At 64.2% G+C, this 12,513-nt stretch carries 12 protein-coding genes; 9 read left to right on the top strand and 3 right to left on the bottom strand.

Annotated elements, in window-relative coordinates; translation table 11 throughout:
- The 6 genes from V3587_RS09380 to V3587_RS09355 all read left to right on the top strand — a co-directional run bounded on the left by V3587_RS09380 (position 1) and on the right by V3587_RS09355 (position 4,924).
- Positions 1–879, top strand: a complete 879-nt coding sequence (locus V3587_RS09380) for a hypothetical protein (protein WP_058038788.1) — start codon at positions 1–3, stop codon at positions 877–879.
- 18 nt (positions 880–897) lie between these two features.
- Positions 898–2,211 (top strand): CoA transferase, encoded by a 1,314-nt coding sequence (locus V3587_RS09375; RefSeq protein ID WP_058038787.1) that lies wholly within the window; start codon positions 898–900, stop codon positions 2,209–2,211.
- Between the two features lie 31 nt (positions 2,212–2,242).
- A complete protein-coding gene (locus V3587_RS09370; protein ID WP_007727816.1) occupies positions 2,243–2,719 on the top strand; it encodes an OsmC family protein in 477 nt (158 codons plus the stop codon).
- The gene (locus V3587_RS09365; protein ID WP_007727817.1) at positions 2,712–3,746 is read left to right on the top strand and encodes a nucleoside hydrolase; all 1,035 of its coding nucleotides are present in this window, start codon (positions 2,712–2,714) and stop codon (positions 3,744–3,746) included. The genes V3587_RS09370 and V3587_RS09365 overlap by 8 nt, the downstream gene beginning before the upstream one ends.
- A gap of 26 nt (positions 3,747–3,772) precedes the next feature.
- Positions 3,773–3,913 (top strand): hypothetical protein, encoded by a 141-nt coding sequence (locus V3587_RS09360; protein WP_156423186.1) that lies wholly within the window; start codon positions 3,773–3,775, stop codon positions 3,911–3,913.
- Between the two features lie 63 nt (positions 3,914–3,976).
- Positions 3,977–4,924 (top strand): sulfite exporter TauE/SafE family protein, encoded by a 948-nt coding sequence (locus V3587_RS09355; protein ID WP_007727818.1) that lies wholly within the window; start codon positions 3,977–3,979, stop codon positions 4,922–4,924.
- Positions 4,925–4,986: 62 nt separating this feature from the next.
- Here the strand turns inward: V3587_RS09355 and meaB are convergent, their stop codons facing one another.
- Genes meaB through mutA form a run of 3 tightly spaced genes read right to left on the bottom strand, consistent with a single transcriptional unit; the run spans position 4,987 to position 10,141 of the window.
- Positions 4,987–5,979, bottom strand: a complete 993-nt coding sequence (gene meaB, locus V3587_RS09350; RefSeq protein ID WP_003945003.1) for a methylmalonyl Co-A mutase-associated GTPase MeaB — start codon at positions 5,977–5,979, stop codon at positions 4,987–4,989.
- 17 nt (positions 5,980–5,996) lie between these two features.
- Positions 5,997–8,249 carry a methylmalonyl-CoA mutase gene (gene scpA / locus V3587_RS09345; RefSeq protein WP_042449118.1) on the bottom strand — a complete coding sequence of 751 codons (2,253 nt, stop codon included), beginning with the start codon at positions 8,247–8,249 and terminating at the stop codon, positions 5,997–5,999.
- Positions 8,246–10,141, bottom strand: a complete 1,896-nt coding sequence (mutA, locus tag V3587_RS09340) for a methylmalonyl-CoA mutase small subunit (RefSeq protein ID WP_047270407.1) — start codon at positions 10,139–10,141, stop codon at positions 8,246–8,248. The genes scpA and mutA overlap by 4 nt, the downstream gene beginning before the upstream one ends.
- A 423-nt stretch (positions 10,142–10,564) precedes the next feature.
- On the opposite strand from mutA, the gene V3587_RS09335 reads away from it, so the two are divergent.
- Genes V3587_RS09335 through V3587_RS09325 form a run of 3 tightly spaced genes read left to right on the top strand, consistent with a single transcriptional unit; the run spans position 10,565 to position 12,489 of the window.
- Positions 10,565–11,272 (top strand): TVP38/TMEM64 family protein, encoded by a 708-nt coding sequence (locus V3587_RS09335; protein WP_007727829.1) that lies wholly within the window; start codon positions 10,565–10,567, stop codon positions 11,270–11,272.
- A 31-nt stretch (positions 11,273–11,303) separates the two neighbouring features.
- Positions 11,304–11,900, top strand: a complete 597-nt coding sequence (locus V3587_RS09330) for a hypothetical protein (protein WP_042449124.1) — start codon at positions 11,304–11,306, stop codon at positions 11,898–11,900.
- 55 nt (positions 11,901–11,955) lie between these two features.
- Positions 11,956–12,489, top strand: a complete 534-nt coding sequence (locus tag V3587_RS09325) for a hypothetical protein (RefSeq protein WP_003944797.1) — start codon at positions 11,956–11,958, stop codon at positions 12,487–12,489.
- The last annotated feature ends 24 nt before the right edge of the window (positions 12,490–12,513 follow it).

The following is a 12,513-nucleotide window of genomic DNA, read 5'->3' as shown; positions in this document are numbered from 1 at the left end:
ATGACACGTTCGGTGCATTCACTCGCACTCGCGCAGAGCGAGTGGACGGCTCGGCGGGCACTTCACCTCGAGGAGGTGGAGAAGCTCGTCGAGCCGCACCGAGCGCGTCGTAGCGCCGGTATCTCTCACCCGGTGCACGACTTCCTCTTCACGTACTACAACTTCAAACCCGCTCAACTGCGCCGCTGGCACCCCGGGTACGGAGTCGCGCTCGAGAACGCCGCCGAATACGCAGCCTTCTCCGGCTACCGCGTCGACGAGTCGGGTACCGCGACGGTCGAGGCCTCAGTGCTGGAGCGTCGGCGTCACACAGTCGAATTCGTGTGGAATCTGTTGAATCAGACGTCTGCGCGGCCCGCTGTGCTGGGTTGCTTCGGCCTCCACGAATGGGCGATGGTCTATCGCGGGGGCGAGGACGCAATCCGTCACCAGTCGGTGCCGCTGCGACTCGGGTTCGCCGGTACCGACGCGGTCGTCGAATCCCTGCCACTCAAATGCACGCACTACGACGCGTTCCGGTTCTTCACACCGGACGCGGCCCCCAAGAACTCGCTCCCGCTTGCACGCGAAACTCAGATCGATCACGAACAGCCGGGCTGCCTGCACGCCGGTATGGATCTGTACAAGTGGAGCTTCAAATTGTTGCCACTCGTCGATTCCGACCTGGTGATGCGGTGCTTCGAACACGCGCTCCTGGCCCGTGAACTCGACATGCGCGCGAGCCCATACGACCTCGCCGAGTACGGGTACTCCCCCATTCGTATCGAAACTCCCGCGGGCCGCGCCGAATACGTGCGTGAGCAACAACAGTTGGCGGATCGTGCTGCGCCGCTCCGCGATACGCTGGCAGAGAAGTGCCGGGAGCTTCTCGGCCACTGAACTGCCGAAAGGCGTCGCATGGATCACGGGTACGGGTTCTATCTCGACGAATACCAGCGTGATGTCGGGGTGCACACCGACGACCGCCGCGGGCACATCGAATGCCCGGACTCGGCGGGTTTCCTTGCGGCGCACTTGCCGGTGTTCGACCTCGCTGCGGGCTCGGTAGCGGCGTTCGCCTCGGCGATTCATCGGTCAACCAGCCCGGGCGACGGACACTGGACCCTCGATCCCGAGCGCATCGCCGCGTCCTTCTCGAGCGATCGACTGTTCCGGATCGGCGGCGAGCCGATCAACGGGTTCTCCGAGCACTCGGGGTTCTTTGCCGCCCGCGACGGTTGGGTCCGCACGCACGGCAACTATCCGCACCATCGCGACCGCCTGCTCGCCGTCCTCGAGCTCGATGATGGATCACCCAAAGATGCAGTGGTGCAACGGATATCCGAACTCAGCGCCATCGAGATCGAGCTGCAGGCCGCCGAGATCGGAGCCATCGCGGTCCGTGTTCGTACCGAGACCGAGTGGCGCCTGAGTGAGCAGTGCGCAGCTGCGAGGTCTGCGCCTCTGGTATCCATCCGAGCACGCGACGAGGGAAAACCCCGCACGCATCCGACGCGCCCACGCGTTCTCGACCTGACCCGCGTCATCGCCGGTCCGGTCGCGACGCGTGCCCTGGCGTTGGTCGGCGCTGACGTTCTGCGGATCGATCCCCCGGCGATCCCCGAGATCGGATGGCAGCACCTCGACAGTGGACAGGGCAAGCGGTCGGCGCTTCTCGACCTGAAGTCCTCGGCGGGAGCGACAGCGTTCCGAGAACTCCTCGAAACCGCAGACGTACTGGTCACCGGCTACCGGCCGGGTGCACTCGAAGCGCTCATCGGGCAGGATCTTCCCGCCCACCTGATTCACGGGCGCGTCAGCGCATGGGGATGGGAAGGTCCGTGGGCGAATCGCCGCGGCTTCGACAGCATCGTGCAGGCCGCGTCCGGCATTTCGTTCCTCGCGGGTGGTGAGAACCCTGGTGCGCTTCCGGCGCAGGCACTCGACCACTCGACCGGATACTTCTTGGCAGCGGGGATCCTCGACGCGTTGACGCTGCGCTCGCAGGACGGCCGTGGCCGCGATGTCGACGTGTCGCTGGCAAGCACAGGCGCTCGTCTTCTCGACGCACCCGGCCGAACCGTCCATCCTGGTCTGCCGACGGCTCCCGGCCTGAATGTTGTTGTCAACCATGCCGACGTGACCACCGCACGACCCGCGCTGGCAGAGTTCGAGGACTACCCCGAACCAGCCCATCCGTGGGGATCGGATCGCGCGGAGTGGGCACACTGAGGGACCGGCACATTCAGGGCAAGATGGACCTGTGAAGTCACATACCTACACACTCGACCTTCAGTGGACGGGCGATCTGGGAACCGGAACGTCCAGCACGCAGGGATATTCGCGCAATCATGCAATATCCGCGGTCGGAAAGCCGGAACTTCTCGGCAGCTCCGATCCCTCGTTCCGCGGTGACGCGCAGCGATGGAACCCCGAGGAACTGCTCGTTGCCTCCCTCGCCCAGTGCCACATGCTCTGGTACCTCGGGCTGGCAGCTGCCGCTGGGGTCGTCGTTCTCGACTACAGCGATCAGCCGGTCGGCAGCATGATCGAGGAATCCGATGGCGGCGGCCAGTTCATCGAAGTGACGTTGAATCCGACGGTGTTGGTCGCGGAGGCGTCGATGGTCGAGAAGGCCCAGGAGCTTCACGGCCCCGCACACACGAAGTGCTTCATCGCTCGGTCGGTGAACTTCCCCGTCCTGCATTCCCCGACGATCCTGGTGGCCACCGATGAGTGACATGCACAAGCTCATCGTCGACGTCGACACCGGTATCGACGACTCGTTGGCGCTTCTCTATCTCCTTGCCAGCCCCGAAGCCGAGATACTGGGGATTGCGAGCACCGCCGGCAACGTTCCGGTGGAACAGGTCGCGGCCAACAACTTGAACTGGCTTGCGCTCTGCGGCGCCCCGGACATCGAGGTTGCACTCGGCGCCCGCGAGCCATTGGTCATACCGTTGCGCACCACCGAGGAGACTCACGGTCCGCAAGGAATCGGCCATGCGGTCCTCCCCGATTCGGGTCGCAAGCGCTCGGTCCGAACCGCCACCGACCTCTGGGTGGATCTCGTCCGGGAGTACCCCGGACAACTCACCGGGCTGGTGACGGGGCCGCTCACCAACCTGGCCTTGGCGATCAGACGTGAACCCGATCTGCCGTCTCTGCTGAAGCGACTGGTAGTGATGGGTGGGTCGTTCAACTATCCGGGCAACACGACGCCGACCGCGGAGTGGAACGTCTCGGTGGATCCGCACGCCGCCAAGGAGGTGTTCGACGCGTTCTCCGTCGTACCCGCGCACCGGCGCCCGATCATCTGCGGCCTCAACGTCACCGAATCCATCGAGATGTTCCCCGAACATGTGCGTCGGCTCGCCGAAGCTGCCGGGAGCACCCCGGAAGAGATCATCTCGCCTGACGACGGTCCCGACGTCCGCAGTTCCGCGTCCAACAGCGTGATCAGGCATATGTCCGACGCAATCCGGTTCTACATGGAATTTCATCGTGAATACGACCAGGGATTTCTTGCTCACATGCATGATCCCTTCGCTGCTGCCGTCGCGCTCGATCCGAGCCTGGCGACGCTGAAACCGGCAACGGTAGATGTCGAAACCGAGAGTCCACTGCTGATCGGAACGACGGTTGCGGACTGGGTCGGGCACTGGAAGCGTGAGCCCAACGCGGATATCGCGGTCAGCACCGATCCGGCGGAATTCTTCGATCGACTTGTCCACCGAGTGGGAAATTACGCCCGCGTCGTGGGTTGACCGAGCCGGGCACCGGCTATGCTCGCATGGACAGAACACCAACGTACGAGAACAAAGGACCTGACGTGCAGATTTCCAGCCACGATGCCTCCCCGGCATTTGCGCTCGGATTGATGGCGTTCTGGCCCACTCGTCGTAGCGCATGCTTCGATCAGGCGTGTTGCTGAGCGGCGATTCTCGCTGCCTGCACCCCTGACTTTGTCGCTTCTTCGCTCGGAGTCTGTCTTCTCATGTTCAATCTTCTTTTGTTCACCCTTGTCGGCGTCGGCGCCCAGCTCGTCGACGGCGCCCTCGGTATGGCCTTCGGTGTCACCGCAACCACTCTGTTGATGATCGGTGGCCTCGGTCCGGCTCAGGCCAGCGCCGCTGTTCACCTGGCCGAGGTCGGCACCACCCTCGCTTCGGGTGTGTCGCATTGGAAGTTCAAGAACATCGACTGGAAGCTCGTCGCCAAGCTCGGTGTGCCCGGCGCAGTCGGTGCATTCATCGGCGCAACTGTGCTCTCGGGTCTGTCCACCGAAGCGGCAGTCCCCATCACGGCGACGATCCTGCTGGCCATCGGTATCTATGTGGCACTACGCTTTTCGGTCCGCCCACCGGCCGTCGCGGACGCTCGTACCACCCCGCACACTGCACGTTTCCTGTCCCCACTCGGCCTGTTCGGTGGTTTCATCGATGCATCCGGCGGTGGTGGTTGGGGTCCGATCACCACCAGCACGCTGCTCTCACGAGGAAAGACCGCGCCGCGCACCGTGATCGGCTCGGTCAGCGCCTCGGAGTTTCTGGTCGCGTCAGCCGCGTCGCTGGGATTCCTTGTCGGATTGGGACGTGAGTCGGCGGGAAACCTCCTCGTTGTCGCCGGTCTCGCGCTCGGCGGTGTCATCGCAGCTCCGTTCGCGGCGTGGCTGGTCAGCCGCGTACCTGCAACCTTGCTCGGAACGGCGGTGGGCGGCGTCATCGTGTTGACCAACGCACAGAAGCTGTTCAAATCCTTCGACATCACCGGGGCGGTCACAGTGGCCGGTTACCTGACCATTCTCGGCGCGTGGGCAGCGCTGCTGTTCTACGCGTGGAAGCGGTCCACTCTCACCCCGGCCGAGGCAGAAGGCGATTTCACGGGAGTCGAACTCGCTGTCGAGACCGAACTCACCGAGCCTGCAGTCAAGCGCGAACGATAGCTCGTCACAGAAGAAATCCCGGGTATCCGCGCTCGGATACCCGGGATTTCGTTCTTTCCGCGCTAGTTGCTTCCGTCGAACGCGTCGAGAATTCGCCCCGCCGCCAACGCTGCCGTCAGCGAACCGTCACGCACGCTCTGCTCGACGTCGGCCCGGATCGCACGCACCCGATCGTTGCTCGAGAGCCTGCGTAGCAGCTGATCGTTGACCATCGTCCAGGTCCAATCGACCTGTTGCTTGCGACGCTTCTCCTCGAACTGTCCCGCTTCGGTGAGCACCTCACGGTGTTTGGTGACAGTTCCCCAGAACTCGTCCAGCCCGACACCTTCGAGACCGCTCATCGTGATGACGGGCGGCTTCCAGATGGCGTCGTGCGGGTAGATCAGGCGAAGCGCACCCGCCAATTCACGGGCAGCGCCCTTTGCCTCGCGCTCATGCTTGCCATCGGCCTTGTTGACCGCCACCAGATCTGCGAGCTCGAGGACACCCTTCTTGATGCCCTGGAGCTGATCACCGGTACGAGCGAGGGTCAGGAACGTGAAGCAGTCCACCATGTTGGCAACAGTGACTTCGGACTGGCCGACACCCACCGTTTCCACCAGGATGACGTCGAAACCGGCAGCTTCGAGAAGCACGATGGTCTCGCGGGTTGCCTTGGCAACACCACCGAGCGTGCCGGACGTCGGTGACGGCCGGATGTACGCATTCGGTTCGACGGTGAGCCGAGCCATGCGTGTCTTGTCGCCGAGAATCGAGCCGCCGGTGCGGGTGGACGACGGATCGACCGCCAACACCGCAACCCGATGTCCTTTGCCCAGCAAGTACATTCCGAGCGCGTCGATGAAGGTCGACTTGCCGACGCCGGGAACGCCGGTGATGCCGATCCGGTGCGCTCCCCCGGCCTCCGGCAGCAACTTCAGTAGAAGTTGCTGCGCGAGGGCCCGGTGGTCGTCGCGGGTGGACTCGACGAGGGTGATCGCCCGAGCGAGGCCGGCACGCTGATTTCCGCGCACCGCCTCGGCGAGGGAATCAATGTCGATGGGCTGACGTGCCATCTTCAGTGACCCCCTTCTCAGCTGTTGTCGTGACCCAGTTGGGCGGAGAGCTTCTCCAACAATCCGCTGGCAGCGTCGGCGATGACGGTGCCGGGCGGGAAGATGGCAGCAGCGCCGGCCTCGTAGAGTTCGTCGAAGTCACCGGGCGGAATGACGCCGCCGACGACGATCATGATGTCGGGACGACCGGCCGCAGCCAGAGCCTCCCGCAGCGCCGGCACCAAGGTGAGGTGACCGGCTGCCAACGACGACACACCGACTACGTGGACGTCGTTGTCGGCCGCCTGATTGGCGACCTCTTCGGGGGTCTGGAACAGCGGTCCGACGTCGACGTCGAATCCGATGTCCGCGAAGGCCGTGGAGATGACCTTCTGGCCACGGTCGTGACCGTCCTGGCCCATCTTCGCGACGAGGATGCGGGGACGACGTCCCTCGTCATCGGCGAACTTCTCGACCAGTTCCATCGCCTTGCTGATGTTGCTCACCGTTCCTGCCTCGTCGCGGTACACACCACTGATGGTGCGGATCTCGGCCTGGTGGCGTCCGTACACCTTTTCGAGGGCGTCGGAAATCTCGCCGACGGTAGCCATCGCGCGGGCGGCGACGACAGCGAGGGCGAGGAGGTTGTTCTCCATGCCGCCTTCGGTGGATGCGGCAGCTCGAGTGAGGTTCGCCAGTGCGGCCTCGACGGCTTCCGGATCACGTTCCGCGCGAAGACGAACCAACTTCTCGAGCTGTTCCTTGCGGACCTTGGAGTTCTCGACCTTGAGAACTTCGATGGTGTCGACCTCGTCGGGAACGTACTTGTTGACGCCGACGAGCGGCTGCCGACCGGAGTCGATGCGTGCCTGGGTGCGGGCGGCAGCCTCCTCGATGCGCAGCTTCGGGATGCCTTCGTTGATGGCCTGAGCCATTCCGCCGGCTTCCTCGACCTCTTCGATGTGCTTACGAGCCCGGTTGGCGAGTTCGTTGGTGAGCCACTCGACGTAGTACGAGCCACCCCACGGGTCGATGGGACGCACGGTGCCGGATTCCTGCTGCAGCAGCAACTGGGTGTTACGGGCGATGCGGGCGGAGAAGTCCGTCGGCAATGCGATCGCTTCGTCGAGTGCGTTGGTGTGCAAGGACTGAGTGTGGCCCTGGGTGGCAGCCATGGCTTCGACGCAGGTACGCGGAACGTTGTTGAAGACGTCCTGCGCGGTCAGGGACCAGCCGGAGGTCTGCGAGTGGGTACGCAGCGAGAGCGACTTCGCGCTCTTGGGATCGAACTTGGCGACAAGCTCGGCCCACAGGAGGCGTCCGGCGCGGAGCTTGGCGACCTCCATGAAGAAGTTCATGCCGATTGCCCAGAAGAAGGACAGGCGAGGTGCGAACTTGTCGATGTCCATACCGGCGTCGAGGCCGGCGCGGATGTACTCGACGCCGTCGGCGAGGGTGTACGCCAGTTCCAGATCGGCCGTCGCTCCGGCTTCCTGGATGTGGTAGCCCGAGATCGAGATGGAGTTGTACTTCGGCATTTCCGCGCTGGAGTACGCGAAGATGTCCGAGATGATCCGCATCGAGGGCTTCGGCGGATAGATGTAGGTGTTACGAACCATGAACTCTTTGAGGATGTCGTTCTGGATCGTTCCGGCCAGCTTGTCCGGAGTGACACCTTGCTCGCCTGCCGCAGCGACGTACAGCGCGAGAATCGGCAGCACGGCGCCGTTCATCGTCATCGAGACCGACACCTGCGAGAGGTCGATTCCGTCGAAGAGCTGACGCATGTCGAGGATGGAATCGATTGCGACACCGGCCATTCCGACGTCACCGGCAACGCGAGGATGATCGGAGTCGTAGCCGCGGTGTGTAGCGAGGTCGAAGGCGACCGAGAGGCCCTTCTGACCGGCCGCGAGGTTACGACGGTAGAACGCATTCGACTCCGCGGCAGTGGAGAATCCGGCGTACTGGCGAATGGTCCACGGCTGGTTCACGTACATGGTCGGGTACGGACCACGCAGGAACGGCGCTGCGCCCGGGAAGCTGTCGAGCGGGTAACCCGACTCGGCGGCGGCCGTGCGGTCCGCACCGGTGTACACCGGCTTGACGTCGATGCCTTCCGGGGTGGACCAGACAACCTGCTCGGCGGCGTAGTTGTTGGCGTTGGCGCCCTCTTCGATGAGCGCCTGGGCCTGCTCGACCGACGGCGGTGTGGGTGCCGGAGACTGCGGGTCCTCGAGTGGGACCTCGGCGAAACTGCCGATCACGTGCTTGACCTCTCGTGTCGTCACTTGGAGCTTCCCGTCTCGATGAAGTCGAGCAGTTCGGTCAGAGCCGACACTGCGTCGATGCGGGCGGTGAGGAATCCGTCCGGGCGAGAATCGCCGGTCGCGTCGGCGACTGCCTTCTCCGGTCCTGCGAGCAGCACCTTGGCGATGCCGGCGGCGCGAAGTTCGGCGACGGCCGCTGCGGCGCTCTCGCCGTAGCGCTTGTCCGTGCCGCACAGCACGGCGACGGTGGCACCGGAAGCCTTGACTGCAGCGGAGATGGCTTCGGCGCCCACCTCGAGCGGGCCGGGGTTGACTGCGTCGATACCACCCGAAGCGAGCAGGTTGGACGCAAACGTGGTGCGCACGTTGTGTTCTGCAACCGAGCCCAGCGGCGCGAGAAGCGCAGTGGGACGGGCGCCGCCGGCGGCGAGGAACGCGTCCGAACGGTCACGAAGCGCTTCGAATGCAGCTGCGTAGCGGGCGACGGACTGGCCGGGCTCGACGGCTTCGGCGGACAGCGGCGTTTCGCCGAGGTTCGGGAACTCGTTGACACCGGTGACCGTGGTCTTGCGGTGTGCGATGTCGGAGTCGCGCTTGGCCTTGGTAGCGGCGATGCGACCGGAGACGATTCCCGCTTCGAGTGCCGCCAGATATCCGCCGGCTGCTTCGATTTCCTGGAAGAACTCCCACGCGGTGGCGGCAATCTGCTGTGTCAGGTCCTCGACGTACCAAGACCCGGCCGACGGATCGAGGACACGGCCCAGGTGCGACTCCTCGAGCAGGAGCAGCTGTGTGTTGCGCGCGATGCGCGAGGAGAAGGACTTGCTGACACCGAGGGTGCCGTCGGCCAGGGCGACGTCGAACGGAAGAACAGTCACTGCATCTGCTCCGCCGACGCCGGCGCCGAATGCAGCGAGGGTCGTGCGCAGCATGTTCACCCAGGGATCACGCTGAGCCATCATCGCGGCGGAGGTGACTGCGTGCTGCGGCGCTCCACCAAAATCGGAAGCTCCGCAGACCTGGGCGATGCGTGCCCATACGAGACGTGCGGCGCGGAACTTCGCGATGGTCTGGAACTGATCGTCGGTTGCCGCGTAGCGGAAAGCCAACTGCGACAACGCAGCACCGATGGTCAGGCCGCTCTGGGCGGTGAGTGCACGGAGGTACTCGAGGCCGGCGGCGATTGCGGCTCCGAGTTCTTCGGCGTCGCCGGCACCCGCGTTGTGAAAGGCCGTGCCGTCCACGGTGATCGCGTGCACGGTTTCCGCACGAGCGGCGGCGAGGGCGGCCAACTCGACTGCGCCTGCAAATTCGACGTCGGCTGCGCCGGAGAACGAACTGGTCAGCGGTGCTGCACCGAGGTGAACTCGGATACTGCTGCGATCGCTGACACCGTCGCCGGCTTCGCTGCGTGCATCGAGGAGTGAGATGAGTGCTCGGGCTGCATCGTTTGTCGCTGCGCCTGCATCGAGCGTGAGCGGTGCGAGGTCGAGAAGCACGCCCTCGAGCGCAGCGGCGAGGTCGGTGACCGGAACGCCGTCGGCGCCCACCTTCAACCAGAGTGCGCTGACTCCGTTTTCGAGGGCGTCCAGGATGGCGCGATTGGTCTCGGCCGCCGAGGCGGTTCCGAATGCAGCGGAAACCAACCAACCGGCATTGACATCACGGTGAGCGTCGACGCCACGCACGTACGGAAACGTGCCCGGCAAGCTCTGCTCGGGACGCTCGTCGCGTGGGCTGTAGAGCGGTGCGACAGTGACACCGTCGTAGGTGACGGTTTCGAGCAGTTTCTGTGGCTCGGGGCCCAGTTCTGCCGCATCGACTCTGCGGGACTTGGCGAGCACACCGGCTACGGAGCGCTGCCACTCCGCGTACGCCTGCTCGACAGCCTCGGCTTCTGAAGCTAATGACACTGTGTCCGCTCCCTCTCATTTTTTGCGTGAGCGCTTTACCGATAATCGGATTTGTTCGTTAGTTCTGTGATGCTAACCCGCGGTTGAGCCCAGATATCGTGAGGATCACGTCATGTTCTTCACAGGGCTGTTCGTGGCCACTTTCCGACCGGCCGGGCGACGTGCGGATTCGGTCGTTCGTGCACGTGTAACCGGCCCTTACCTAGCGATTGTTCAGCATGTTTGCGGGTTACCCGCGAGTTCGTTTCACTGGCCGGGACTGCAGGTGAAGGCCACTCCGAAAGCCTAGTGGTTTTCGTCACAGCGCCGTTTCATTGTCGCCTGGAGCACGTCGCTTTCCCGCCCCCGTGGCGATGTTCGACTCACGATTGCGGGTCGGCAGTCGGCCCGGTTCACCGTTCGCAGGTAGCCTTGTGACCTGTGATGGGACGCCTGCTGGACCGAAGATTGATCGCAATAGTCCTGGTAGTGCTCGCTTTGTTCCTCGCAGCCCTCCTCGCCCCACATCCCACGGTGTCCCAGGTGCGAGAGTGGGCGGACTCGGTTGGCCCGGCGTTTCCCCTCGTGTTCTTCCTGGTTCATTCGATAGTCACCGTCGCGCCGTTCCCGCGCACCGTCTTCACGCTCAGCGCGGGGGTTCTTTTCGGCTCGGTGACCGGCATCGCTCTTACCGTGGCGGCAACGACTGTGAGCGCCGTTCTGGCCCTCTACCTGGTCCGCGCCATCGGCCGCGACGTCGTGTGGCAACGGATTTCGAGTCCGACGATCCGGCGGGTGGACGAGCGGATCGAAAAGCGGGGGTGGCTGGCCGTCGGCTCTCTGCGCTTGATCGCGTTTGTCCCCTTCTCGGTGGTGAACTACTGCTGCGGCATTTCGTCGATCCGGATCGTGCCCTACATCCTTGCCACCGTCGTCGGCATCTTGCCCGGCACTGTTGGGATTGTCGTTCTGGGCGATGCGCTCTCCGGCGAAGCCGATCCTCGTCTCCTGATTCTGTCCGGGATCTGCATTGCGATCGGCATCGCCGGTCTGGTGTTCGACGCTCGCCGTCAGCCTTCACCGGGCGAAACCATCGTTGACAACGGTCAACCCCAAGAGGTTGATTTGATTGAGTCAACCCAAAACGATTGACTATTGAAAGTCAACTATCTAGCATTGACTAATGTTTGTACTGACGGTGGATCAGCGAGGTAGCCGACGGGATGTCGACCGCGTCGGGGACATCATCGACGACATGGCCGATTGCAGGCTCCTGCGGCCGTTCGAGCGCACAGCGGGCGACGAGATTCAAGCGGTGACCGACGATCCGGCGCTACTCGTCCTCGTCGCACTCGAGCTGATTCGGCGCGAGCACTGGAGTGTCGGGATCGGGATCGGTCCCGTCGAGCAGCCTCTCCCACGGCAGACCCGGGCCGGACGCGGACCGGCATTCGAAGCTGCTCGGATCGCCGTCGAGCGAGCCAAGCGAGCTCCGGCCAGAATTGCCGTCGAACAGGCGCCGGCGGATAGCTCACGCGACGAACTCGCCGCAGATGTCGATGCCGCGTTCACCTTGCTCGGAACGATCGTCACGAGACAGACGAAGGACGGACGCGAAGCCATCGCCCTGATGGACAGCGGACTCACTCAGGTCAGCGCAGCGGCCCACCTCGGAATCACCAAACAGGCCATGTCCAAGCGACTCCTGACAGCCGGGTGGCACGCAGAACTCGCCGGGCGCAGACTCGCAGAACGACTTTTGGTCAGACTCCAGCCCTAGACTGCTCACGCTCGCACCGGTACAAACTCGTCGACACAGCAGGGGGCTCGAATACATGGTCGTTCTGGCGTTGATCGCGCTCGCCGTCGCCGCCGCGGCACCAGCAGTTGCAGCGGCACTGGGACCGCTCAGTCGTGGTCGACTGGAAGTCCCCGAATGGGCGTCGTCCGTGGTGGCTCTTCCGGCGCTGGGTGTTGCCGCACTGGCATCGACCCGAACGACCCCGGTCACCGGTTTCGCTCTCGGGGCGACGCTTGTCCTGTGCGTACTTGCCGCCGCCACGGCCGGTGCACCGTTGGTACTTGCCACCTTCAAGATCGCTCGTCGCCAACCGGACGGGAGCCCGGCACCGGACGCCGGACCTCTTCGCGGCGGACGTGTGATCGGCATCCTCGAACGGCTCGCGGTGGCGGCATCGATTCTCGCAACCTGGCCGGAAGGCATCGCGATCGTCTTGGCAGTCAAGGGGCTCGCGCGGTACCCGGAACTTCGCGAACCTCATGCGTCCGAGCAGTTCATCATGGGAACCTTCGTCAGTGTCCTCTGGGCGATCGCCGTATGCGGAACGGGACGGGCACTCATCACGTAGGTGATGAGTGCCCGTCCCGATCAA

This window comes from Rhodococcus sp. IEGM 1306, from assembly GCF_036541985.1.
Lineage (GTDB): Bacteria > Actinomycetota > Actinomycetes > Mycobacteriales > Mycobacteriaceae > Rhodococcus_F > Rhodococcus_F qingshengii.
This window is presented reverse-complemented; position numbering and strand designations above follow the sequence as displayed.

Coding starts and splice junctions, on each gene's coding strand:
- V3587_RS09325 (WP_003944797.1), top strand. CDS start 11,956: ATGGTCGTTCTGGCGTTGATCGCGCTCGCCGTCGCCGCCGCGGCACCA.
- V3587_RS09380 (WP_058038788.1), top strand. CDS start 1: ATGACACGTTCGGTGCATTCACTCGCACTCGCGCAGAGCGAGTGGACG.
- V3587_RS09330 (WP_042449124.1), top strand. CDS start 11,304: ATGTTTGTACTGACGGTGGATCAGCGAGGTAGCCGACGGGATGTCGAC.
- V3587_RS09335 (WP_007727829.1), top strand. CDS start 10,565: ATGGGACGCCTGCTGGACCGAAGATTGATCGCAATAGTCCTGGTAGTG.
- V3587_RS09355 (WP_007727818.1), top strand. CDS start 3,977: ATGTTCAATCTTCTTTTGTTCACCCTTGTCGGCGTCGGCGCCCAGCTC.
- V3587_RS09360 (WP_156423186.1), top strand. CDS start 3,773: ATGGACAGAACACCAACGTACGAGAACAAAGGACCTGACGTGCAGATT.
- V3587_RS09365 (WP_007727817.1), top strand. CDS start 2,712: ATGAGTGACATGCACAAGCTCATCGTCGACGTCGACACCGGTATCGAC.
- V3587_RS09375 (WP_058038787.1), top strand. CDS start 898: ATGGATCACGGGTACGGGTTCTATCTCGACGAATACCAGCGTGATGTC.
- meaB (WP_003945003.1), bottom strand. CDS start 5,979: ATGGCACGTCAGCCCATCGACATTGATTCCCTCGCCGAGGCGGTGCGC.